22 protein-coding genes and 1 tRNA gene are annotated in these 22,253 nt (G+C 62.1%); 20 read left to right on the top strand and 3 right to left on the bottom strand.

Features of this window, described 5'->3' with window-relative positions:
• The first annotated feature begins 158 nt into the window (after nt 1–158).
• Nucleotides 159–419, top strand: a complete 261-nt coding sequence (locus HXS66_RS15250) for a hypothetical protein (protein ID WP_176503970.1) — start codon at nt 159–161, stop codon at nt 417–419.
• 46 nt (nt 420–465) lie between these two features.
• On the opposite strand, the gene HXS66_RS15255 is transcribed toward HXS66_RS15250, so the two are convergent.
• From HXS66_RS15255 to ispB, 3 genes are all read right to left on the bottom strand, one after another.
• Nucleotides 466–693 (bottom strand): hypothetical protein, encoded by a 228-nt coding sequence (locus HXS66_RS15255; RefSeq protein WP_176503971.1) that lies wholly within the window; start codon nt 691–693, stop codon nt 466–468.
• A gap of 122 nt (nt 694–815) precedes the next feature.
• A tRNA-Pro gene (locus HXS66_RS15260) sits at nt 816–892 on the bottom strand.
• 201 nt (nt 893–1,093) lie between these two features.
• Nucleotides 1,094–2,083 carry an octaprenyl diphosphate synthase gene (gene ispB, locus HXS66_RS15265; RefSeq protein WP_077373509.1) on the bottom strand — a complete coding sequence of 330 codons (990 nt, stop codon included), beginning with the start codon at nt 2,081–2,083 and terminating at the stop codon, nt 1,094–1,096.
• 283 nt (nt 2,084–2,366) lie between these two features.
• Here ispB and rplU point away from each other — a divergent pair, with 283 nt between their 5' ends.
• The 19 genes from rplU (at nt 2,367) to HXS66_RS15360 (ending at nt 22,078) form a co-directional block, all read left to right on the top strand.
• Nucleotides 2,367–2,678, top strand: coding sequence for a 50S ribosomal protein L21 (rplU, locus tag HXS66_RS15270; RefSeq protein ID WP_065392479.1), 312 nt, complete (start codon nt 2,367–2,369; stop codon nt 2,676–2,678).
• Nucleotides 2,679–2,711: 33 nt separating this feature from the next.
• On the top strand, nt 2,712–2,969 hold the full coding sequence (gene rpmA, locus HXS66_RS15275; RefSeq protein WP_043335969.1) for a 50S ribosomal protein L27: 258 nt from the start codon (nt 2,712–2,714) through the stop codon (nt 2,967–2,969).
• Nucleotides 2,970–3,094: 125 nt separating this feature from the next.
• Nucleotides 3,095–4,291: an Obg family GTPase CgtA gene (gene cgtA / locus HXS66_RS15280; RefSeq protein ID WP_077373417.1), complete on the top strand. Its 1,197-nt coding sequence runs from the start codon at nt 3,095–3,097 to the stop codon at nt 4,289–4,291.
• Between the two features lie 261 nt (nt 4,292–4,552).
• On the top strand, nt 4,553–5,683 hold the full coding sequence (gene proB, locus HXS66_RS15285) for a glutamate 5-kinase (RefSeq protein WP_176503986.1): 1,131 nt from the start codon (nt 4,553–4,555) through the stop codon (nt 5,681–5,683).
• A gap of 264 nt (nt 5,684–5,947) precedes the next feature.
• Nucleotides 5,948–6,214 (top strand): 30S ribosomal protein S20, encoded by a 267-nt coding sequence (gene rpsT / locus HXS66_RS15290; protein ID WP_077373420.1) that lies wholly within the window; start codon nt 5,948–5,950, stop codon nt 6,212–6,214.
• 226 nt (nt 6,215–6,440) lie between these two features.
• Nucleotides 6,441–7,985: a murein biosynthesis integral membrane protein MurJ gene (gene murJ, locus HXS66_RS15295; protein ID WP_373996132.1), complete on the top strand. Its 1,545-nt coding sequence runs from the start codon at nt 6,441–6,443 to the stop codon at nt 7,983–7,985.
• 123 nt (nt 7,986–8,108) lie between these two features.
• Entirely contained in the window at nt 8,109–9,239 is a 1,131-nt protein-coding gene (ribF, locus tag HXS66_RS15300; protein WP_176503972.1) for a bifunctional riboflavin kinase/FAD synthetase, read from the top strand.
• 11 nt (nt 9,240–9,250) lie between these two features.
• Nucleotides 9,251–12,082 carry an isoleucine--tRNA ligase gene (gene ileS / locus HXS66_RS15305; RefSeq protein WP_176503973.1) on the top strand — a complete coding sequence of 944 codons (2,832 nt, stop codon included), beginning with the start codon at nt 9,251–9,253 and terminating at the stop codon, nt 12,080–12,082.
• A gap of 141 nt (nt 12,083–12,223) precedes the next feature.
• On the top strand, nt 12,224–12,751 hold the full coding sequence (lspA, locus tag HXS66_RS15310; protein WP_240499635.1) for a signal peptidase II: 528 nt from the start codon (nt 12,224–12,226) through the stop codon (nt 12,749–12,751).
• 20 nt (nt 12,752–12,771) lie between these two features.
• On the top strand, nt 12,772–13,215 hold the full coding sequence (gene fkpB, locus HXS66_RS15315) for an FKBP-type peptidyl-prolyl cis-trans isomerase (RefSeq protein ID WP_077373432.1): 444 nt from the start codon (nt 12,772–12,774) through the stop codon (nt 13,213–13,215).
• Nucleotides 13,216–13,273: 58 nt separating this feature from the next.
• On the top strand, nt 13,274–14,242 hold the full coding sequence (ispH, locus tag HXS66_RS15320; RefSeq protein WP_077373435.1) for a 4-hydroxy-3-methylbut-2-enyl diphosphate reductase: 969 nt from the start codon (nt 13,274–13,276) through the stop codon (nt 14,240–14,242).
• A gap of 330 nt (nt 14,243–14,572) precedes the next feature.
• The gene (locus tag HXS66_RS15325; protein WP_127736627.1) at nt 14,573–14,944 is read left to right on the top strand and encodes a type IV pilin protein; all 372 of its coding nucleotides are present in this window, start codon (nt 14,573–14,575) and stop codon (nt 14,942–14,944) included.
• Nucleotides 14,945–15,036: 92 nt separating this feature from the next.
• Nucleotides 15,037–15,537, top strand: coding sequence for a GspH/FimT family protein (locus tag HXS66_RS15330; protein ID WP_077373519.1), 501 nt, complete (start codon nt 15,037–15,039; stop codon nt 15,535–15,537).
• Nucleotides 15,534–16,034 (top strand): type IV pilus modification protein PilV, encoded by a 501-nt coding sequence (gene pilV / locus HXS66_RS15335; protein WP_077373441.1) that lies wholly within the window; start codon nt 15,534–15,536, stop codon nt 16,032–16,034. Before HXS66_RS15330 ends, pilV begins: the two co-directional genes overlap by 4 nt.
• Nucleotides 16,031–17,008 carry a PilW family protein gene (locus tag HXS66_RS15340; RefSeq protein WP_176503974.1) on the top strand — a complete coding sequence of 326 codons (978 nt, stop codon included), beginning with the start codon at nt 16,031–16,033 and terminating at the stop codon, nt 17,006–17,008. Before pilV ends, HXS66_RS15340 begins: the two co-directional genes overlap by 4 nt.
• The gene (locus HXS66_RS15345) at nt 17,008–17,586 is read left to right on the top strand and encodes a hypothetical protein (protein ID WP_127734342.1); all 579 of its coding nucleotides are present in this window, start codon (nt 17,008–17,010) and stop codon (nt 17,584–17,586) included. Before HXS66_RS15340 ends, HXS66_RS15345 begins: the two co-directional genes overlap by 1 nt.
• Before the next feature lie 13 nt (nt 17,587–17,599).
• Nucleotides 17,600–21,238: a pilus assembly protein gene (locus HXS66_RS15350; RefSeq protein WP_176503975.1), complete on the top strand. Its 3,639-nt coding sequence runs from the start codon at nt 17,600–17,602 to the stop codon at nt 21,236–21,238.
• A 10-nt stretch (nt 21,239–21,248) separates the two neighbouring features.
• Nucleotides 21,249–21,593 (top strand): hypothetical protein, encoded by a 345-nt coding sequence (locus tag HXS66_RS15355; RefSeq protein WP_136939702.1) that lies wholly within the window; start codon nt 21,249–21,251, stop codon nt 21,591–21,593.
• Nucleotides 21,593–22,078 carry a type IV pilin protein gene (locus HXS66_RS15360; protein WP_084207762.1) on the top strand — a complete coding sequence of 162 codons (486 nt, stop codon included), beginning with the start codon at nt 21,593–21,595 and terminating at the stop codon, nt 22,076–22,078. The genes HXS66_RS15355 and HXS66_RS15360 overlap by 1 nt, the downstream gene beginning before the upstream one ends.
• The last annotated feature ends 175 nt before the right edge of the window (nt 22,079–22,253 follow it).

The raw sequence follows: 22,253 nt of genomic DNA on the forward strand, positions 1-22,253 counted from the left end.
TCCGGGAAGGGGCATTCGGGTCAGCACTACCTGTCGAGCGGCGCTTGGCCGGCGCTGCAGTCGTGAGGCTCGAGTATGCGATAATCGACGGACTTCGACATCCACGCCTCGCGCGCTGAGCATTGCTCTGTCGCCGAGGACGCTGCAAGGATATCCCCATGCTGTCACATCATTATGACCGTAGCCGTGCGATCGCCGTTGCCAGTCAGGCCACTGGTCTGATCGCCATCGTCGCGCTGGAGACCTGGCTTGGCGATGCCGCCCGCCCCTGGCAGGGGCTGGTGTTCGCTCTGATGCTGGCCTTCGGTCTCGGCCTTGCCCTGCGCAGTTACTACCTCAAGCAAAAGGCCCGCCGCGACCGTGAACGTGCTGGTCGTGAGCGGGCCCGCAAGGCAAGTGATGCCGATATGTCGGATTGACTACAAGAGCTTGAATCGCTGGTGTCTCACCACTTCAAGCTCACGGTCAGTAAGTCAGGCGATAGCCATCGCGCTCCATGCAATATTGAAGCAGCGTCTGTTTCTCGTTGTCTGACTTGTCCGTCAGGCCAAGTTCGTACTGGCAGCCGGCCCAGGTGTTGTGAGCCTCCGTGCTGTTGGCACCGGGCTTCTCCCATTGGGTACGGGTGGAGGCGCAGGCGGAGAGCAGGGAGGTGAGCAGCAGGGACAGCATGGCAAGGCGCAGTGTGTGCATGTGGCATCCTGAGGGATGTAAGGCGTTGGAGGGGAGTTCGTCACTGGGCAACATGAGCCGCAGGAAAACCTTCCAGCATCAAAAAAGCCGCTGATCAGTGATCAGCGGCTTTTTCAGATATCTGGTCGGAGTAGCAGGATTCGAACCTACGACCTCTGCCTCCCGAAGGCAGCGCTCTACCAAGCTGAGCTATACTCCGATGCGTCGTGAGCTTGTCTCGACGGAGGTGAATTATACGCAGACAGCTTTGCTTTGCAAGCCCTTGAGGTCAAAAAGTTTTATCGATGTCTCAAGGGGCAATTCGGCTGTCGAGAAGCGCGCTTCTCTTCACCTCATCCTGCCGGTACTTCTCGTCACGTTTTCCTGCTGGTGGTCTGTCTCCCCGTGGCTGAAAGGGGGATCAGGCCTGACGGCCGACACTCAACAGCGCGATGCGTTCGAGACTGTCGCGGAAGTCACTCTCCGGCAGCGCCTCGAGTTCCGCCAGGGCGTTGTCGGCCATTTCCTGCGCGCGACTGCGGGTATAGTCGAGGCCGCCGGTGAGGCGCACGACTTCCAGTACCTCGTCGAGTTGCTCCAGTCCGCCCTTCTCGATGGCGCCACGTACCAGGCTGGCCTGCGCCGGGCTTCCGACCTGCATGGCGCGAATCAACGGCAGGGTCGGCTTGCCCTCGGCCAGGTCATCACCGACATTCTTGCCCATGGTCTCGGCGTCGCCCTGATAGTCGAGCAGGTCATCGATGAGCTGGAAGGCGAGGCCCAGGTAGCGGCCATAGTTCTGCAACGCGCTGACCTGTGCCGCCGTGACGCTGCCATCCGCTTCCTGGGCGAGTATCGCCCCGGCATGCGCGGCTGCCTCGAACAGCATGGCGGTCTTGCCGTGGATGGTCTCGAAGTAGGCGGCTTCATCGATGTCGGCATTGCCGATGTTGGTCAACTGCAGGACCTCGCCTTCGGCGATGGTGCAGGTGGCGGCGGAGAGAATCGCCATCACGTCCATCGAGCCGACCTCCACCATCATCTGGAAAGAGCGAGAATAGAGGAAGTCACCGACCAGCACGGAGGGCGCGTTGCCCCAGGTGTCATTGGCGGTGGAGCGACCGCGACGCAGACTGGACTCGTCGACGACATCATCGTGCAGCAGTGTCGAGGTGTGCATGAACTCGATCAGTGCGGCCAGGTTGATGTGGCGATCACCCTGATAGCCGAGTGCGCGGGCTGCCAGCAGCACCAGGACCGGGCGCAGGCGCTTGCCACCACTCTGGATGATGTACTGACCGATGGTCTGGACCAGCGGCACGCGCGACTCGAGCTGCGCGAGAATGGTGCGGTCTACGGCGGCGAAGTCATCTGCCACTGCCGCGTGAAGGGTCGATGCGTCGGCTTGCATGAGGTCGTCGTGCCCGTAGCGAGAGGTGAGGCCGCCGTGGCGTGCCATTTGCCGGTTATGCTATGGGGCACCCCTATGGCCGTCAAGGCGTGCACCCGCGCAGGGATGCAGGCTGGCGGCGGGTCGGGCGTGCGCATCTTGACATTGCTTGTCGATCGCGGCACGCGGCGCTATAATACGCGGCCGTGACTCATCCCGCTCCCTGTCAGATGGCTCCAGAAGGGGCGCCACTCGCAGCAGGTCACCCAAGAGCACACCCTTGATGAGTTCGATGGAGAGAATCATGTACGCAGTTATCAAGAGCGGTGGCAAGCAGTACCGCGTTCAGGAAGGCCAGACCCTGAAGCTCGAGAAGCTTGAAGTCGCCACTGGCGAAACTATCCAGTTCGACGAAGTCCTGATGGTCGCTGAAGGCGACGACATCAAGGTCGGCGCTCCGCTGGTTGAAGGTGCCAAGGTTGCTGCCGAGGTCGTGTCTCACGGCCGTGGCGACAAGGTCACCATCATCAAGTTCCGTCGCCGGAAGCACTCCATGCGTCGTGCGGGCCACCGTCAGTGGTTCACCGAAGTCAAGATCACTGGTATCTCTGCGTAATTGCAGCGCTACCCACCATAGGAGAATTATCCAATGGCACATAAGAAGGCGGCGGGCTCTACCCGCAACGGTCGCGATTCTGAATCCAAGCGCCTTGGTGTGAAGCTGTTCGGTGGCCAAGCGGCTATCGCCGGCAACATCATCGTGCGTCAGCGCGGCACCCGTTTCCACGCCGGTACTGGCGTTGGCATCGGCAAGGACCACACTCTCTTCGCTCTGGCCGACGGCCACGTGAAGTTCGAGACCAAGGGTCCGAAGAACCGCAAGTTCGTCAGCATCGTTTCTGCCTGAAGCGTCTGACAGCTTACGCAGACTGGACGATGCCCCGGTATCGTATGACGGTCTGCAAGGAAGCCCCGCTCAGGCGGGGCTTTTTTGTCGCATGACGGCCCGGGTCGTCGTCAGGAGAGAGCAGCATGCAGTTCCTTGATGAAGCGTCGATCATTGTCGAGGCCGGACGTGGCGGCAATGGTTGCCTGAGTTTTCGCCGTGAGAAATACGTGCCGCGTGGTGGCCCCGATGGGGGTGACGGCGGGCACGGCGGCAGTGTGTACCTGATCGGGGATGATTCCCTCAATACCCTGATCGACTTCAAGTTCCAGCGCTATTACCAGGCCGAGAGCGGTGACGCCGGCCAGGGCCGTCAGATGGCGGGCAAGGCGGGTGAGGACCTGATCGTCAAGGTGCCGGTCGGCACTACCGTGATCGACGAGGAAACCCTCGAGATCATCGGTGACGTGACGGAAATCGGCCAGCTGGTGCTGGTTGCGCAGGGTGGGCGTCGTGGTCTGGGCAACATCCACTTCAAGTCCTCCACCAATCGCGCGCCGCGCCAGACCTCCAAGGGCACCTGGGGTGAGCGTCGCAACCTGCGTCTCGAGATGAAGGTGATGGCGGATGTCGGCCTGCTGGGCATGCCGAATGCCGGCAAGTCGACGCTGATTCGCGCCGTCTCCGCGGCCAAGCCCAAGGTCGCCAACTACCCCTTCACCACGCTGGTGCCGAACCTTGGCGTCGTGAAGATCGGTAGCCACCAGCACTTCGTGATGGCCGACATTCCCGGCCTGATCGAAGGGGCGGCGGATGGTGCCGGCCTGGGGCTGCGCTTCCTCAAGCACCTGACGCGCACGCGCCTGTTGCTGCATGTGGTGGATATCGCGCCCTTCGACGAGAGCGACCCGGTCCATGCGGTCGAGGCGATTCTCAATGAGCTCAAGAACTTCTCCTCGGCACTCACGGAGCTGCCGCGCTGGCTGGTGATCAACAAGATCGATCTGCTGGCGGAAGAGGATCGCGAGGCGATGGTCAAGGACCTCGTCGAGCGTCTGGGCTGGGAAGGTGAGCTGTTCGTCGTCTCCGCGGCCAGTGGTATCGGCACTCAGGAGCTGGTGCAGGCCGCACACCGCTGGCTGGGCGAGCAACGCCTGCAGCTGGCGGAAGATCCGGAAGCTGCCGAGGCGCACGCCGCCCTGCTGGCGCGCATGGAGAACGAGTCGCTGGAGCGCGCTGAAGAGCGCCTGACACGTCGCAAGCGCAAGAAGGATGACGAAGAAGAGGACGATGACGACTTCAATGACGACGATTACGACGTCGAGGTCGAATACGCGCCCTGAGGTCGAGGTTCGTCCGGTGGCTGCCCTGCGAGGCAGTCACTGAGTGACGAGCGACCCGCTTCGCGATTCACGCCCCGCCCCGAGCCTTCTGGTCTCGCGGCGGGGCGTTTTCGTTGCAGGTGCCGCTCGAGGGTGATGACAGCAGCGGGGCGGGAGCGGACAATGACGCGACGGGGCAGTCACAGCCTGCCGAGCGGGGCGGGAGACCACATGACAGGAGATAGTGCGGTGGCGGAGCAGAAGGTGGCGGAAGTGGCGGAGATGGGCAGTCGGGTCGGACGTGAGGCATTGGCCCGGGCGCGGCGCGTGGTGGTCAAGATCGGCAGTGCGCTGCTGACCGACGACGGCCGCGGGCTGGACGATGCCGGCATCGGGCGTTGGGTCGACCAGATCGCGGCACTGCATGCGCGTGGCATCGAGGTGATCGTGGTGTCTTCCGGCGCGATCGCCGTCGGCATGTCCCGGCTTGGCTGGACGGCGCGACCCAGTGGCGTGCATGAGCTGCAGGCCGCGGCGGCGGTCGGCCAGAATGGCCTGACCCAGTGCTATGAAGAGCATTTCCATCGTCACGGCCTGACCACCGCCCAGATTCTGCTGACCCACGACGATCTCTCCAATCGCAAGCGTTACCTGAATGCACGCTCGGCGCTGCGTACCCTGGTGGAGCTGCGCGTGGTGCCGGTGATCAACGAGAATGACACTGTCGTCACCGACGAGATTCGCTTCGGTGACAACGATACGCTCGGCGCGCTGGTCGCCAATCTGCTGGAAGCCGATGCCCTGTTGCTGCTCACCGATCAGGAAGGGCTGTACGACGCCGACCCGCGCCATGATCCGGCGGCCAGGCTGATCGAGGAAGCGCAGGCCGATGACCCGATGCTGGTCAAGGTCGCCGGTGGCGGCGGGGTGCTGGGGCGTGGCGGCATGGCCACCAAGGTGCGGGCGGCGCGCCTGGCAGCCCGCAGCGGCGCGCTGACGGTGATTGCCTCCGGCCGCCAGCCTGACGTGATCACGCGCCTGGCCGCTGGCGAGCGCTTCGGTACCCTGCTGCTGCCCGAGCATGCGCCGATCGCGGCGCGCAAGCGCTGGATCGCCGGGCAACTGCAGGTGCGGGGCACCCTGACGCTGGATGCCGGTGCCGTCAGCGTGCTGACCACGCGTGGTTCCAGCCTGCTGCCGGTGGGCGTGAAGAAGATAGACGGCACCTTCAAGCGCGGTGACCTGGTGCAGTGTGTCGATGAATCCGGCGCGCGGATCGCCAAGGGGCTGGTCAACTATTCCGCGGGCGACGCCGAGCGCATCCTGGGGCTGCCGAGTCATCAGATCGAGGCTGCGCTGGGCTATATCGAGGCGCCGGAGCTGATCCATCGCGACAACCTCATCGTGCTGTAGGGCGCATGAGGCCTGCCGATGCGGGCCTCATGCTGGCAGTCATCCGTCTGGCCATGCTAGACTCTGCCGTCCTGTCGGGAGCTGGTCCGCTCCGATGGCGAAGGCTTGGCGGGGCTTCCACGTCAAGTCGCTGATTTCTCTATGGTCTTCACGTCAAGTGTCGAAAGCGAGAGATGACCGGACCCGCTGTCGCCCCGCGACAACGTCTTCCAAATTCAAGTTCATGAGTACGCGCCTACGGGTGGACTCATAAGGAGCATCAAAGTGGCAAACTCCAAGCAAGCTCGCAAGCGCGCTCGTCAGGCTGAAGTCCGTCGTCAGCACAACTCCGCACAGCGTTCCGCCGTGCGTACCAGCGTCAAGAACGTGCTGAAGGCCGTCAAGACTGGTGACCACGCTGCTTCCATGGCCGCTTTCAATGTCGCGCAGAAGGTCCTCGACCGTTACGCCGACAAGGACATCCTGTCCAAGAAGAAGGCCGCTCGCGTCAAGAGCCGTCTGAACGCACGCGTCAAGGCACTGGCTGTCTGAGACGTGTTCGCGTGAAAAAACCGGCTTCGGCCGGTTTTTTTGTGTCTGTCTATCGTGTTGGATGGCATCGGTATCGGATCAGGGAAGTGAAAGGGGTGTCAGGGTGAGCAAGCCGCAGGATGAGTCGCCCAGAGGCGATCAGGATGTCGGGAAAGAGTCGGGTCGCCAGGCCGTGCAGACTGGCTCTCAGGCGACGGCTCAGGCAGAGACCAGCAGTGGAGACAGCCTGCCGGTGCGCGCGGGACTGCTGCGCTCCGGACTGATCGTCAGCGTGATGACGATGCTGTCGCGGGTGCTGGGGCTGGCGCGAGACGTGATCATCGCCAGTCTGCTGGGGGCAGGCAGCGGGGCGGATGCCTTCTTCGTGGCCTTCAAGATCCCCAACTTCATGCGTCGTCTGTTCGCCGAGGGGGCCTTCAATCAGGCCTTCATTCCGGTGCTGTCCGAGTATGCGACCCGGCGCACGCGGGAAGAGGTCCGCGAGTTGCTGGATGCCGTCAGTGGCAGTCTCGGCGTCATCCTGGCGCTGATCACGGCGCTGGCGATGCTGTGCGCGCCCTGGCTGGTGTGGGTCTTCGCGCCCGGGTTCGGTGACGATGCCGGCAAGCTGGCGCTGACCGGTGACATGCTGCGCCTGACCTTCCCCTATCTGTTGCTGATCTCGCTGACCGCCTTCGCCGGCAGCGTGCTCAATACCTGGAATCGCTTCGCGGTGCCGGCCATCACCCCGGTGCTGCTCAACCTGAGCCTGATCGGTGCGGCGCTGTTGCTGGCACCGCGTTTCGAGACACCCGCCATGGCGCTGGCCTGGGGCGTGTTGATCGCCGGTGGCGTGCAGCTGCTGTTCCAGGTGCCGTTCCTGCTGCGTCTTGGCCTGATGCCCAAGCCATGGCCGAACTTCGCCCACGAAGGCGTGCGGCGCATCCTCAAGTTGATGACACCGGCGCTGTTCGGGGTCTCGGTCTCGCAGATCAACCTGCTGCTGGATACCGTGCTGGCCTCGTTTCTGGTCACCGGCAGCGTGTCGTGGCTCTATTACTCCGACCGGCTGGTCGAACTGCCGCTGGGCATCATCGGCATCGCCATCGGCACCGTGATTCTGCCGGCGCTCTCCAAGCGTCACGCGGAGCAGTCGCTGGAGCACTTCCAGAAGATGCTCGACTGGGCGCTGCGTTCGGTATTGTTGATCGGCGTGCCGGCGGCGCTGGCGCTGGGCGTGCTCGCGGAGCCGCTGCTGATCACGTTGTTCCACTATGGGGCGATGACGGACAATGATGTGGTGATGTCGGCCCAGAGCCTGCGGGCCTACAGCTTCGGGCTGCTGGCCTTCATGCTGATCAAGGTGCTGGCACCGGGCTTCTATGCGCGTCAGGACACGAAGACGCCGGTCAGGATCGGCATCATCGCGATGGTCGCCAACATGGCCTTCAACCTCGCGCTGATCGTGCCGCTGGCCCATGCGGGCCTGGCATTGGCCACGGCGCTGTCGGCCTTCCTGAATGCCGGGCTGTTGGCGCGTGGCCTGTATCGCGAGGGTGTGCTGCGCTTCCAGCCGGGTTGGGGGCGCTATTCGCTGACGCTGATTGGCGGTTGCGCCCTGATGGGTGGTGGCCTGCTGTGGCTGTCACCGGACTGGACCACCTGGCTCGGTTGGGGCCTGTGGGAGCGCTGTGCGATGATGGGGGCGCTGGTCGTCGGCGGTGTGCTGGTCTATGCACTGTGGTTGGGGCTTTGCGGCATACGTCCGCGCCACTTCCGCATGCAGGGCTGAGCCCCGACTCCCGATTCACAACTCGCGTTCCAGCAGTTTTCTCTCTGGTGGGGCAACGGTGGCTGTCAGCGCCGTGCCCCTTCGCTATAATCGACCACTTTCGGCGGCTTGTGTGATGCACGCATGGACTTGATCAGAGGACTCCACAATCTCGCCCGCCTGCGCAAGCAGGATGGCAGTCGCGGCTGCGTGGCCACCATCGGCAATTTCGATGGGGTGCACCTCGGCCACCAGGCGATTCTGGAGCAACTGCGCGAGCGCGCGGCGGCCTATGGGCTGCCGGCCACGGTGGTGGTGTTCGAGCCGCAGCCGCGCGAGTTCTTCGCGGGTGACAAGGCGCCGCCACGCCTGACGCGACTGGCGGAAAAGGTCCGCCTGCTGGGTAGCCACGGCGCCGAGCGCGTGCTGTGCCTGCCCTTCAATGAGGCGCTGCGCTCATTGTCGGCCCGTGAATTCATCGAGCAGGTACTGATCGATGGTCTCGGCGTGCGCCACCTGGTGGTCGGCGACGACTTCCGCTTCGGCTGTGATCGTGCCGGTGACTTCGCGCTGCTGGAGCGCATCGGCGCCGCCGAGGGCTTCGCGGTGGAGCATACCCGCACCTTCGAGATCGCCGGTGAGCGTGTGTCCAGCACTCGCGTGCGCAAGGTACTGGCCGCGGGTGACATGGCATTGGCCGCCAGATTGCTGGGACGAGCCCATCACTGGCAGGGGCGCGTGGTCGCGGACCGTCAGCTGGGGCGTACCATCGGCGTGCCGACCGCCAATCTGCCGCTGCCGAATGCGCCGCTGGCAGTCTCCGGCGTCTACGCGGTGATGGCGCATCTGGCCGATGGCCGCGCCTGCCCGGCGGTAGCCAATATCGGCTGGCGCCCGACGGTCGGCACGCCGCGCCCGGTCCTTGAGGTTCACCTGCTGGACTTCGCGGAGGACCTCTATGGCCAGTCGATGCGTGTCAGCTTCTGTGCCTTCCTGCGTGGCGAGCAGCGCTTCGATGGCCTGGAGGCTCTCAAGGCCGCCATCTACGCCGATATCGCATTGGCACGCCGCTTCTTCGCGCTGGCCGCAGGCGAGACGCCCGCCAATGATGAGCAGGCATTGCTCGATTGCATGACCTCGATGGCTGACCTGCCGCTGGCCAGCCGTCCGCTGAGCGCACTGATGAATGCGCCGACGGCACCCTTACACGGCACTGCTGAGGTGTCTGATTCCACAGCTCGGGAAGCTCAGGCTTCCCGCCCCCACGACGGCTGACCCGAAAGGCTATGAGCGACTACAAGCACACTTTGAATCTGCCCGATACCGACTTCCCGATGCGCGGCAATCTCCCCAAGCGTGAGCCGGACCAACTGGCCCGCTGGAACGAGATTGACCTCTACGCGCGTCTGCGTGAAGCAGGCAAGGGCCGTCCGAGCTTCGTGCTCCACGACGGCCCTCCCTATGCCAACGGCAATATTCACATCGGTCACGCCGTCAACAAGATTCTCAAGGACATCATCGTCAAGTCCAAGACGATGGCGGGCTTCGATGCGCCTTACGTGCCGGGCTGGGACTGTCATGGTCTGCCCATCGAGCACAAGGTCGAGACCACCCACGGCAAGCATCTCGAGTCCGAGAAAGCCCGCCACCTGTGCCGGGAATACGCGGGCGTGCAGGTGGAAGGTCAGAAGCACGAGTTCATCCGTCTCGGCATCGTCGGTGACTGGGGCAACCCGTATCGCTCCATGGACTTCGCCAACGAAGCCGGTGAGATCCGTGCGCTGGCCGAGATGGTCAAGGGCGGTTATGTCTTCAAGGGCCTGAAGCCGGTCAACTGGTGCTTCGACTGTGGCTCTGCGCTTGCGGAAGCGGAAGTCGAATACGCCGACAAGACCTCTGACGCCATCGATGTCGCCTTCGCGGCAGACGACAGCGCGGCGCTGGCCAAGGCCTTCGGCCTCGAGTCACTGAGCAAGCCGGCGGCGATCGTGATCTGGACCACCACCCCGTGGACCATTCCGGCCAACCAGGCGCTCAACGTTCACCCGGACTTCGTCTACTCGCTGGTCGATACCGGCGAGCGCCTGCTGGTGCTCGCCGAGGAGCTGGTCGAGGACAGCCTGGCGCGCTTCGGGCTGAGTGGCGAGACACTGGCGACCGTCAATGGCGCGGCACTGGAGAATCTCAACTTCCGCCACCCGATCTACGATCGTCTGTCGCCGGTCTATCTGGCCGACTACGTCGAGACCGGTGCCGGTACCGGTATCGTCCACTCCGCGCCGGCCTACGGCGAGGATGACTTCCACACCTGCCGTCGTTACGGCATGAGCTTCGACGAGATCGAGAGCCCGGTGCAGGGCAACGGCGTCTACGTGCCGGACCTGCCGGAATTCGGTGGTCAGTTCATCTGGAAGGCCAATCCGAACATCGTCGCGCGTCTGGAAGAACTCGGCGCGCTGATGGCGCACGAGAAGATCACCCACAGCTACATGCACTGCTGGCGCCACAAGACGCCGGTCATCTATCGCGCCACGGCCCAGTGGTTCGTCGGCATGGACATCGCCGGCACCGATGGCGTGACCCTGCGTGACAAGGCGCTGTCCGCCATCGAGGACACCACCTTCATCCCGGCCTGGGGCCAGGCGCGCCTGAAGAGCATGATCGCCAACCGCCCTGACTGGTGCATCTCGCGTCAGCGCAACTGGGGCGTGCCGATTCCGCTGTTCCTGCATCGCGCCACTGGCGAACTGCACCCTGACAGCGTCGCGCTGATGGAAGCGGTCGCGGATCGCGTCGCCGAGCACGGCATCGATGCCTGGTGGTCCCTCGACAGCCAGGAGCTGCTGGGCGATGAGGCCGAGAACTACGAGAAGGTCACCGACACGCTGGACGTGTGGTTCGATTCCGGCACGACCCACTGGCATGTGCTGCGTGGCTCGCACCCGCATGGTCACGAGGAAGGTCCGCGTGCCGACCTGTATCTGGAAGGCTCCGACCAGCACCGTGGCTGGTTCCACTCGTCACTGCTGACCGGCTGTGCCATCGACGGCCACGCGCCCTACAAGGCACTGCTGACTCACGGTTTCACCGTCGATGCGCAGGGCCGCAAGATGTCCAAGTCAGTGGGCAACGTGGTCGCGCCGCAGCAGGTGATGGACAAGCTGGGTGCCGACATTCTGCGCCTGTGGGTGTCCTCCAATGACTATTCCGGTGAGATGGCCGTCTCGGACGAGATCCTCAAGCGGACTGCCGATGCCTATCGCCGCATTCGCAACACCTCGCGCTTCCTGCTGTCCAACCTGAACGGTTTCGAGCCCGAGCGTGATGCGCTGGCCTTCGACGACATGCTGGCGCTGGACCAGTGGGTGGTCGATCGTGCCGCCCAGCTGCAGGCACGTGTCGAGCTGGCCTACGAGGAATACCGCTTCCTCGATATCTATCAGCAGGTGCTGACCTTCTGCTCGCGTGAGCTGGGCGGCTTCTATCTGGATGTCATCAAGGACCGCCAGTACACCACGCAGCCGAACTCGCGTGCGCGTCGCAGCTGTCAGACGGCGCTGTATCACGTGATCGAGGCGCTGGCACGCTGGATGGCGCCGATCCTCTCCTTCACCGGAGAAGAGATCTACGCCAACATCCCGGGTCCGCGCAAGGACACCATCTTCCTGGAGACAGCCTACACCGGCCTGACCACGCTGGCGGATGATGCCCCCATGGGGCGTGAGTTCTGGGAGCAGGTGCTGCACGTCAAGCAGGCGGTCAACAAGACGCTGGAAGGCGCGCGCAACGCCGGTCTGGTCAAGAATGGCCTGGCGGCGGAAGTCACCCTTTACGTCAATGACGAGCTAAAAGCACTGCTGGCAAGTCTCGGCGACGAGCTGCGCTTCGTGATGCTGACCAGCGGCGTGACCCTGGCGCCTCTCGATGCTGCGGGTGACGCAGAAGAGACCGAAGTGTCCGGCCTCAAGGTGGCGGTCAAGGTCAGCGAGAATGCCAAGTGCGAACGTTGCTGGCACCACCGTCCGGAAGTCGGCACCCTGCCGGAACATCCGACCCTGTGTGGCCGCTGCGTGACCAACCTGCCGGATGGCGAAGGCGAGACGCGTCACTTCGCGTGATCGCTGACGCGACCGCGGCATCGTTCAGCCTCCGCTGAGCGCTGATATCGAACGCCGGGCTCTGGCCCGGCGTTCGTGTCTTGCCGCCGACGGATTCATTTCATGCAGGGATGCCCATGGCATCCTCGACAGGAAGGTAACATGACGTCTTCTTCACAACCGCCTGCCAGTGAGGCCGGCTCGGCCGCCAGTGAGCCGATGCGTTCGCCGTTGCGCTGGCTGTGGCTGTCAGTGGTGATCGTGGTGCTGGATCTGACCACCAAGTGGTTGGCCAGCAGTTCTTTGATCTACGGTCAGGCCAACGAGGTGCTGCCGGTCTTCAATCTGACGCTGCTGCACAATACCGGCGCGGCCTTCAGTTTCCTGGCCGGTCATGACGGCTGGCAGCGCTGGCTGTTCGCCGGCATCGCCGTGGTGGCGGCCATCGGTCTGAGCATCTGGCTTGCGCGCCTCAAGCGTCACGAGACCTTCACGGCGCTGGGCATCGCGCTGGTACTGGGTGGCGCACTGGGCAATCTTTATGATCGTGTCGTGCATGGTTACGTGGTGGACTTCCTGTCCTTCCACTGGGGCAATGCCTTCTTCCCGGCCTTCAATGTGGCGGACGTCGCCATCAGCCTGGGAGCCGTGGCACTGATCATCGAATCCTTCCGTGGCCGCTCCGAGTGAGTGGCGCAAACGAGGTCAGCATGAGCGAATATCGTATCGCCGAAAACATGGAGGTCAGCCTCCATTTCCGTCTGCGTCTGGAAGACGGTACCGAAGTGGATTCCACCTTCGACAAGACGCCGGCCACCTTCCAGGTAGGCGATGGCAATCTGCCGCCGGGCTTCGAGCGGCCGATCATGGGCATGGCGGCAGGTGAGACCGGCAGCTTCACGGTCACGCCGGAGCATGCCTTCGGTCAGCACAATCCGCAGAATGTCCAGACCGTGGCGCGCAAGAGCTTCGATGACGAGATCGAGGTCGGCATGGTGATGTCCTTCGCCGAGCCGTCAGGCTCGGAGCTGCCGGGCATCATTCGCGAGATCGATGAGCGTGACGTCAAGGTCGACTTCAACCACCCGCTGGCCGGGCGTACCCTGACCTTCGAGGTCGAGGTGCTGTCCGTCTCCCCCGCGACCACGCACTGAGTCTTCTTTTCCAGGGGCGCCTCACACGTGTGCCCCTTGCCATCAAGCGGAGCCTGTCATGCAGATCAAGCTGGCCAACCCGCGCGGTTTCTGCGCCGGAGTGGATCGCGCCATCGATATCGTCAACGGGGCGCTCGACGTGTTCGGGCCGCCGATCTACGTGCGTCACGAGGTGGTGCACAATCGCTTCGTGGTCGACTCCCTCAAGGAGCGCGGCGCCATCTTCGTCGAGGAACTGCACGAAGTGCCGGATGACGTCATCGTCATCTTCTCGGCCCACGGTGTCTCGCGTGCGGTGCAGGAAGAGGCCGAGCGTCGCAACCTCAAGGTCTTCGATGCCACCTGTCCGCTGGTGACCAAGGTGCACATGGAAGTGCTGCGCTATGCGCGCAAGGGCCAGGATTGCGTGCTGATCGGCCATGAGGGTCACCCGGAAGTCGAGGGCACCATGGGCCGCTATGACACCTCCAAGGGTGGCACCATCCACCTGGTGGAGGACGAGTCCGATGTGGCGCGCCTGGAGGTCAAGGACCCGGATCAGCTGGCCTTCGTCACCCAGACCACACTGTCCATGGATGACACGGCGCGTGTGATCGATGCGCTGCGCGAACGCTTCCCGGCGATTCAGGGGCCGCGCAAGGACGATATCTGCTACGCGACCCAGAATCGTCAGGACGCCGTACGCATGCTGGCGGAAGCCTGCGATGTGGTGCTGGTGGTCGGCAGCCCCAACAGCTCCAACTCCAATCGCCTGCGCGAACTGGCCGAGCGCATGCAGACCCCGGCCTGGTTGATCGATGATGCCGAGCAGATCGAGGCCGCCTGGCTCGAGGGTATCGGCAGTATCGGGATCACGGCAGGCGCAAGTGCGCCCGAAGTGTTGGTGCAGGGCGTGATCGATCGCCTGATGGCACTGGGGGCTTCGGCGCCCGAGGAACTGGAAGGTCAGGAGGAGAATATCGTCTTCTCCATGCCCAAGGAGCTCAAGGAGCGCTTGATCGCCTCGGATCAGATTCGCGAGCTGTAACGCTCTGTAAGTCATTGGTCATCTGAAAGCCGCGACTCTGTCGCGGCTTTTTTCATGTCTGATCCGCAATACCTGGCTCTTTGTGAGTTATTGCGCATGTTCTCAATGCCCTGATCATTCCGGTGAGCGTTGATCTGGCCTGAGGATATATGAAAAAAAATGTAATGCTCAGTTACGAAAATGATACATAATGGAGGGTAAGCCACCTCTGGAGATATTGGCATGCCATGCCATCCCCTAGCCAAAAGCGTCATCGGTGCTCGTGCACGACGCGGGGCAGCGGGAGCGTGCGGGCCCAGAGGAGCACGAGGCTTCACGCTCATCGAAGTCATGATGGTGGTCGCGATCATCGGGATTCTGGCGGCGGTAGCAGTGCCATCCTATCTCGGGTACGTGGAGCGCAGCTGGCGTTCTCATGCTCAGCAGGCGCTGGGCCAGCAGGCCAGGCAGTTGCATGGCTTCTATGGACACGATTTCTCCGAGGCGCCGGTGCTGGAGGGTGAGTTGCCAGCCGATGGCGTCAGCAGTATCGAGGATGCCGGCGGCAATCTGCGCTACCTGATCTCCTATCGCAGCCTCACGCCGAGCACCTTCGTGTTGCAAGCCACTCCGCAGGGAGCACAGCTCAACGATGACTGCGGCATTCTGTGGATGGATGAGGTCATGAATACCGGCGCGGAAGGAGGGGGGCGGTGTTGGTGAAGTCTGCGAGACCATCCTCTCGACATCGGGTCGGGAGAGAACTGCCTTTCGCGTTGCATGAGAGGCCACGAGAGGCCGGGGAGCCTGACATCATGCGTCATTCACGCGGTTTCACGCTGATCGAGCTGGTGGTGACGGTGGCGATCATCGCCATCATCGCTGCCTGGGCGGTGCCTGCCTGGCAAGGGATGGTACAGCGCTCTCAGGTGGAGTCCGACGTGCGCGCCCTGACGCATGCCCTGGCGATGGCACGCAGTGCCGCGACCAGTCGCGGCACCATGGTCAGCGTCTGTCCCTATGCTCCGAGCGTTGCCACGCCGAATCCCACTGTCTGCGATGCGGACTGGTCGAATGGCTGGGTGGTGTATGAAGGCAGTGGGGCCAATTTCACGGCAGGGGATCGCATGTGGGTTCATCAGGGCAGCAACTCGGTGGCGCAATCCGGCGGTGCCAGTCGTATCACCTTCAACGATCGCGGCACACTCAACAGCGGCAACAGCACGCTGGTGTTCTGCGCAGCCTCGGATTCCACTTCCGTGGTGGTGGCGCCTTCAGGGCGCGTGAGACTCGAGACGGGAGGTGATTGCTCATGACAAGGCGTAACCCTCCGAAGATCGCGACGGCGCATCGTCAGCGTGGCGTCGGTCTGATCGAGGCGCTGGTGGCCGTGCTGCTGCTTGGTGTCTCCTTGCTGGGGCTGGGGCTGCTGCAGGTGCAGACGTTGCAGCATCAGCGCGTCAGTTACAGCAATACGGTGGCACAGCTGCTGTCATTGGACATGGCCGAGCGCATCCGGGCCAATCTCGAAGCCATTGCGCAATACGATGGTGCCGATACGCAGGACCCACCGGACAATGGATGCTCGTCAGACTGCACGCCTGCTCAGTTGGCCAATCAGGATGTGATCGACTGGCGAACGGCCATTCAGGGTTCCACTCTGACCAGCGGTGTCGGCAACGTGACGGTAGACGAGCGCCTGGTCGGCGGTGCCGGTATCGGGGTGCATGACGTCAGTGTCCAGGTGCAATGGAGCGATACGCTCAATGGTGGAATGGATATCCAGGCATATCGCTTCGAGGTGGAGCCATGAACCCGCGTGTCTCTATCGCTGGCAAGAAGTGCTCTCGCTCTCCAGCCTCTCGCGCGCATCAGGCGGGGGTTGGCCTGGTCGAACTGATGATCAGTCTGGTGCTGGGACTTCTCATCACGGCGATGGCGGTGCAGATGTTCTCGACGTCACGCAGTACCGTGAGTACTCAGGAAGCCCTGTCCTATCTTCAGGAGTCGGCGCGTTATGTCTCGTTCCGGCTTCAGCCCCTCATGCGCAATGTGGGCTACGCGGGGTGTGCCAACAGTCGTGATATTACCAATGCCAGTTCAGTGGATGACTCCCACGATCTCACGGCGCCCTTCGGTGGGCAGCAGCGTACCCAGCGCAGCCTCAGCTATTTCAATCTGACGTTCGTCGCCGCCAGCAAGGATGGCGATGAGACCACGCTCATCAGCAGCATGACCTCACTGGGCGGACCACTGAGCGTGCGCAATGGCAGTGAAGCGGCCTTCGTGACGGACGAGTTCGCGCTGGTCAGTGATTGCAACAGCACCGATGTCTTCAAGGTGTCGGGGACGACCCAGGGCAGTATCGAGACCAACGATACCCTGTCGCGTTCCTATGGCAGTTCACAGTCATCGAATGCCTATCTGTATCCGGTGCAGGCCTGGGAGCTCCGGCTGGATGATCAGGCCAATGACAGCTCGGTGCGTGCGCTGTATCTCGATCGCATCGATGCCACCTTTGCGCGCGAAGAGCTGGCCTCTGGCGTCGAGGGCTTCGATGTCAGCTTCAGTCTGGACACCACCGGCAACGGCAGTGTCGATCGGGTCAAGGTGCCTGCCGCCACGGTTCGCAGCGAAGACCGTTGGGATGAGGTGCGTCGCATCGAGATCGCCCTGACACTCGAGAGCCTGCCAGGCGTGGTGCCGGGCGGAGATAACGATGGCCGTCTGACACGCACCTTCAATCTCACGTTCACGCCGCGCAATCTGCAACTGAGGGGCAGCTGATGCATACATCGCCGTCAACATCCGGGCCCTGCGCGGCAACGAGGGGGCCCGCGCATCAGCAAGGCATCGCACTGCTGATCGTGCTGGTCATGCTGGTGGTGATCGGTCTGCTGGCCGTCACCGGCGTGGAGGACAGTCAGTTGCAGACCCGGATGGCCGTCAACAGCCGTAACTTCGAGCAGTCCTATTACAACGCCGAGACCAGCCTCAGCATCGGTGAGCGGGCGTTGCAGGAGGGCCTGGAGAATGGCGCCTGGGAACTGGGCGATTTCGATGACTCGGCTGGGCTGATGCTGGCACTCCCTGAGGATGCGCCGCCGATCAACCCGCTCTCTGAAGCGGATTGGCAGGCCAATGGCATCGATACGCTGGATGATGATAACGGCGCGGTGATCGGGGCGTACGTGATCGAGTATCTGGGCAAGGTCGGGCAGCCCCCACTGAATACCAGCAACGAATTGAATGCGGTCGGTACGCGCCTGGATGCCTTCCGCGTCAGTGCAATGGGCCTGGGAGGCGGCAATGGCGCCTCCTGGACAGTGGTGCAAAGCGAGTTGGAACTGGGCCCTTACTTCTGAGAGGAGCATGAACATGCGTTATCTGCTGAGTGGTGCCCTATGCCTTTTCGCTCTGCCTTGCCTGGCGGCTCCCGGGGAAATCGCTCGTGCGCCAGTGACGGAAGCCACCGGTGTTCAGCCCAATATCCTGTTCATCCTTGATGATTCGGGCAGCATGGCCTGGGAGGATACTCTCAACAAGGGGGTGGAACACTGGAGTCTCCAGCCGGCTTCCTCGCTGATGGGTTACACAGGGGTGTATTCCAAGAGCGGGATCTGGATAGAGAACAACCATGATGCTGATGATCGTATCGTTTCCTATACGGATCTTGGCGGGGCGATCGGGGCCTGCATGGGCTTCAATGTCATGGCCTACAACCCTGCGCTGACCTACACCCCCTGGGCGGGAGCTGATCGAGCGGGAATCGCCTATCAGAACATGAGCCTGTCGAATGTCCGTGAAGATCCCTACGAGCCTACCAGCTTGGCCAGGATGAGCGATGACGCCTACTACGTCCGCTGGGACGACAATGGTGATGGGGACTATGACTACGGTGAATGCGGCGTCTATAGCAACAATTCGGGGCGCCTGTATCTGGACGACGATCATGTCGTTGAAGTAGAAGATCTGTCCGCGGCTCAGCAAGTCAATTTCGCCAACTGGTTCACCTATTATCGCGACCGCATGCTGGTGGCCAAATCCGCCATGGCCGGTGTGATCAACGCCAATGAGTCCCGGGTGGGGCTGCGCACCATCCAGGGCCGCAACAATCGCAACGTTGCGGATATGACGGATACTGATGAACGTGAAGCCCTGCTGGAGGAGCTGTTTACCGCCTATCCCTCCGGTGGCACCCCTCTGCGTACCGCGCTCAAGAATGCCGGGGAGTATTACTCCAGCACTGGTCGTTCGGCCCCCATTCTGAGTGCGGATGAGGGCGGCATGTGCCAGCAAAACTATTCCATCATGATGACCGATGGCTACTGGAATGGCTCCAGTCCCAGCGTCGGCAACGTCGACGGTGGCAGCGGCGACTTCATCAGTGCCAGTCACCGTGACAGCTATTCCAATACGCTTGGCGATGTCGCGATGAAATATTATCGCGAGGACCTGCGGACTGACTTGATCGACAGCGTGCCGACCGTACCGGGAGTGGATGAAAATTCCGCTCAGCACATGGTGACCTACACCGTCGGTTTCGGTGTGGATGGCTCACTGTCCGAGAACCCTGCTGATCTCGAGTCTGCCTTTACCTGGCCGCAGCCGGTTGCCAACGCCAATACCACCATCGACGATCTGCGCCATGCGGCCTGGAACGGGCGTGGTGAATATCTCAGCGCCGCCAACCCGCAGGCATTGATTGATGCGTTGAACAATATCGCTCAGTCGATCGCAGGACGCGCGGCCAGTACCGGTAGCCTGGACATCAGCAGTGGTGGGCAGACCAGCGGCGCGTACGTGATTCAGACCATCTATGATCCCGCTGATTGGTCGGGCGATGTCGTTGCACGAAAGATCGGCACCAATGGCACCTTGAGCGCCACCTCGGATTGGTCCGTCGCGGAGTGGTTGCGTGATGATGATAGCCGTAGCTCCAGTCGCAAGGTAATTACCTATAACCCGGGAATCGCGGAAGTTGACGAGAAGGCCTTCTTCTTTGATATCGAGGAGGCCGGCTCATTGGAGGCGGAACAGATTCTCGACCTAGTCGGTTTCCTGGACGAGACGCTGTTGACCGATGCCGTGCTGATCTCCGTGCGTGAAGCTGCAAATGGAGCATCTGGCATCATCGGCAACGGGCTGGGTCTGGGGTTGGGTAATGGCAATGGCCTTGCCAATGCCGTGGGACTGACTGGTGGACAGAGCGGAGTGCTGGACTTGGTCGGCGATACCGTGACGCAGTTGACAGGGCAGATCCTGGATACCAGTGGCACCTTCCTGAAACTCAATGGCACCCCGCTTGCCGTGAGGACGTCAGAGCTCGAGAATCTGATCGGCTATCTCAAGGGCGATGATACCTACGAAGGTACCTTGTTCCGTGATCGTGACGACAACTATCTCGGTGATATCGTCCACGCCTCGCCGGCCATCGTCGGCCCGCCTTCCGCCAGCTACCGCAATGACATGGAAGTGTCTTCGTACCGCTCCTTCAAGACCTTGCATGAAGATCGCCAGTCGATGATCTACATCGGTGCCAACGATGGCATGTTGCATGCCATCGACATGGAAAGCGGGGAAGAGAAATTCGCCTACATGCCATATGCCGCTTTCAGCATCGAGGGAGGGCGTGGCATTCGTCAGCTCGCTGATCAGAATTATGTTCACCAGTATTACGTCGATGCCACGCCTGTCGCGCGCGATGTCCACGTACAACTGGGAGAGGAAGACGCTCCCAGCTGGCATTCGGTCCTGGTGGGGGGGCTTGGCGCGGGTGGCAAGGCGGTCTACATGCTGGATATCACGGATCCCGAAGCCTTCGACACGCTGGGGGAGTCCAATGGCACCTCGCCGGCGGATATCGTGCAGTGGGAATTCACCCACGAGGATCTCGGTTACACCTTCAGCGACATTCAGGTTGCTCGACTTGATGATGGCAAGTGGTACGCCATCTTCGGCAATGGCTACAACGCGGATAGTGACGGGCGTGCCAAACTGTTCATCGTGGACCTGGAGGACCCGGAAAACTTCGCGCTGCTGGATTCACAGCAGGGCAGCAATGCCGGGGGTTCCTGCACGTCAGCCAACAGCGACTGCAATGGCATGTCGAGCCCGGAGCTGGCGGACATCGATGCCGATGGCATTACCGATTGGGTCTACGCGGGTGATCTTCACGGCAATGTCTGGGTGTTCGACATGCGTGATTTCTCGTTGGATGACGTGGGGAGCGGCGAGACGTCGCGCCTCTTCCAGTCATGTGCGGTGGCTCTGAACAGCACGACATCGACCTGTCCGACGGCTTCGCGCCAGCCCATCACCTCGCGAGTGGCCGTGGCACGCAGCGGTGTCTTCAACAGTACCGTCGATACGCCGTACCTGAATGTCTATTGGGGGACGGGGCAACTGTTGACACTGCAGGATGCCATCGACACCTCGACGCAGGCTTTCTATAGCGTATTGCACACGGGCGACACGACGCGTCGTTATCACGGACAGCTGGAAAAGCAGAGCTTCACGAACATCACCGGGGTCAGTGATGCACGTACCGTCACCGGTGTGGGTGTCGATTATGCCAATCAGAACAACAATGGCATCCAGTACGGGTGGTATGTGGAGCTTTCCGATTCCGGGGAGCGTCTGGTGACGATTCCGGCAGTACGTGGCGATCTGATCGTCTTCAATACCACGATCCCGGGCAGCAATGGCCCCTGTACCGGTGGTGCCAGCGGCTGGTTGAATGCCCTCAGCCTGCGTAATGGTCTGCAACCGGTCCGCAGCAACAACAGTGTCCAGCAGGTCTTTGACTACAATGGCGACGGCAAGGTGGATGCCAGCGACAACGTCAACAATCAGGTCGTGCTGTCGATAAAGACGGACGGGGAGCCCACCTCGCCCAAGTTCCTGGGAGATACCCAGTACGTCGGTCAGGGCGGTACCAATCAGGTGGTCGAGATGGCCATGGACTTCGGGATCGATGGACTGGAAGGCCGTAGTGCCTGGTACCAGCTGCGCTAGGAGAGGGAACATGCAGATATCACGACACAAGTGGCAGCGGAGCGGCGGCGCATGGATGCTGGCAGCCTGTGCACTCCTCACGGGGTGGGGCGGGACGGCCATGGCGGCAGATACCTTGATTCAGCTGGACATGGAACAGACCGTCACAGGCGTGATTGATCAGGTGGAGGGGGACCAGCTGCAGCTCAACGACATGGGGTTCGTGATCCTGCCCTCCACGCGCGTCCTCAATCGCAATGGGCGAGAACTTCAGGCATTCCACCTCAATCCGGGGCAGGAGGTCGAGGTACGCTTCGATCCGCGCGGCGAGCCAAGACCGGTGATCGATATCACGCTGCTTCGCAGGGGGCGTTGATGATCAGACGAACTGGCGGTTCTCGATCACAAGGTGGTTTCGGCTTGATGGAGCTGATGATTGCCGTGGCCATCATCGGAATCCTGGCCGCTATCGCCTATCCCAGCTATCAGGATCAGGTGGAGCGCTCACGCCGCACGGATGCCATCACGTCCCTGCTGGCGCTTGCCCAGACCCAGGAGCGCATCATGGCCACCTGCGGAGAATATGCGACCGCCAGTGTGACTACCGCCACGGACTGTGATGATGCTCTGGGGCTCGGCGGAGACGGGATCGGGCTTGGACAGGCGGATACGGCCAGCGAGGAGGGCTTCTATACACTGGCCGTCGCGGGGGACGCCGACAGCTATACGCTGACGGCCACTGCCACGGGCAGTCAGGCCAATGATGAGGACTGTGCCACTTTCACGTTGACGGAGCTGGGTATCAAGGGAGCTGCGGTATTGGCAGATTCAGAAGGCACCGACAGTAGCAATTGCTGGTAACGCAGCACACCCTGCCATCCGTTTGCAGCAGACACGAGCCCCGATTCTCATGGATCGGGGCTTTTTCGTTGTCCAGAAACTCGCGCCACCAAAGATGAAACAATGATGAATATGAGTAATTTGTGGGATGTCAGGTAATTCTATGTAACATAATAATTCCATTATGTGGCTGGTT

The organism is Cobetia sp. 5-11-6-3 (assembly GCF_013374055.1).
In the GTDB taxonomy this organism is placed as follows: domain Bacteria; phylum Pseudomonadota; class Gammaproteobacteria; order Pseudomonadales; family Halomonadaceae; genus Cobetia; species Cobetia marina.

Coding starts and splice junctions, on each gene's coding strand:
- HXS66_RS15345 (WP_127734342.1), top strand. CDS start 17,008: ATGCATACATCGCCGTCAACATCCGGGCCCTGCGCGGCAACGAGGGGG.
- ileS (WP_176503973.1), top strand. CDS start 9,251: ATGAGCGACTACAAGCACACTTTGAATCTGCCCGATACCGACTTCCCG.
- ispH (WP_077373435.1), top strand. CDS start 13,274: ATGCAGATCAAGCTGGCCAACCCGCGCGGTTTCTGCGCCGGAGTGGAT.
- rpmA (WP_043335969.1), top strand. CDS start 2,712: ATGGCACATAAGAAGGCGGCGGGCTCTACCCGCAACGGTCGCGATTCT.
- HXS66_RS15325 (WP_127736627.1), top strand. CDS start 14,573: ATGATGGTGGTCGCGATCATCGGGATTCTGGCGGCGGTAGCAGTGCCA.
- HXS66_RS15250 (WP_176503970.1), top strand. CDS start 159: ATGCTGTCACATCATTATGACCGTAGCCGTGCGATCGCCGTTGCCAGT.
- rplU (WP_065392479.1), top strand. CDS start 2,367: ATGTACGCAGTTATCAAGAGCGGTGGCAAGCAGTACCGCGTTCAGGAA.
- proB (WP_176503986.1), top strand. CDS start 4,553: ATGGGCAGTCGGGTCGGACGTGAGGCATTGGCCCGGGCGCGGCGCGTG.
- HXS66_RS15255 (WP_176503971.1), bottom strand. CDS start 693: ATGCACACACTGCGCCTTGCCATGCTGTCCCTGCTGCTCACCTCCCTG.
- HXS66_RS15360 (WP_084207762.1), top strand. CDS start 21,593: ATGATCAGACGAACTGGCGGTTCTCGATCACAAGGTGGTTTCGGCTTG.
- HXS66_RS15350 (WP_176503975.1), top strand. CDS start 17,600: ATGCGTTATCTGCTGAGTGGTGCCCTATGCCTTTTCGCTCTGCCTTGC.
- lspA (WP_240499635.1), top strand. CDS start 12,224: ATGACGTCTTCTTCACAACCGCCTGCCAGTGAGGCCGGCTCGGCCGCC.
- HXS66_RS15355 (WP_136939702.1), top strand. CDS start 21,249: ATGCAGATATCACGACACAAGTGGCAGCGGAGCGGCGGCGCATGGATG.
- HXS66_RS15330 (WP_077373519.1), top strand. CDS start 15,037: ATGCGTCATTCACGCGGTTTCACGCTGATCGAGCTGGTGGTGACGGTG.
- HXS66_RS15340 (WP_176503974.1), top strand. CDS start 16,031: ATGAACCCGCGTGTCTCTATCGCTGGCAAGAAGTGCTCTCGCTCTCCA.
- fkpB (WP_077373432.1), top strand. CDS start 12,772: ATGAGCGAATATCGTATCGCCGAAAACATGGAGGTCAGCCTCCATTTC.
- ribF (WP_176503972.1), top strand. CDS start 8,109: ATGGACTTGATCAGAGGACTCCACAATCTCGCCCGCCTGCGCAAGCAG.
- ispB (WP_077373509.1), bottom strand. CDS start 2,083: ATGCAAGCCGACGCATCGACCCTTCACGCGGCAGTGGCAGATGACTTC.
- cgtA (WP_077373417.1), top strand. CDS start 3,095: ATGCAGTTCCTTGATGAAGCGTCGATCATTGTCGAGGCCGGACGTGGC.
- pilV (WP_077373441.1), top strand. CDS start 15,534: ATGACAAGGCGTAACCCTCCGAAGATCGCGACGGCGCATCGTCAGCGT.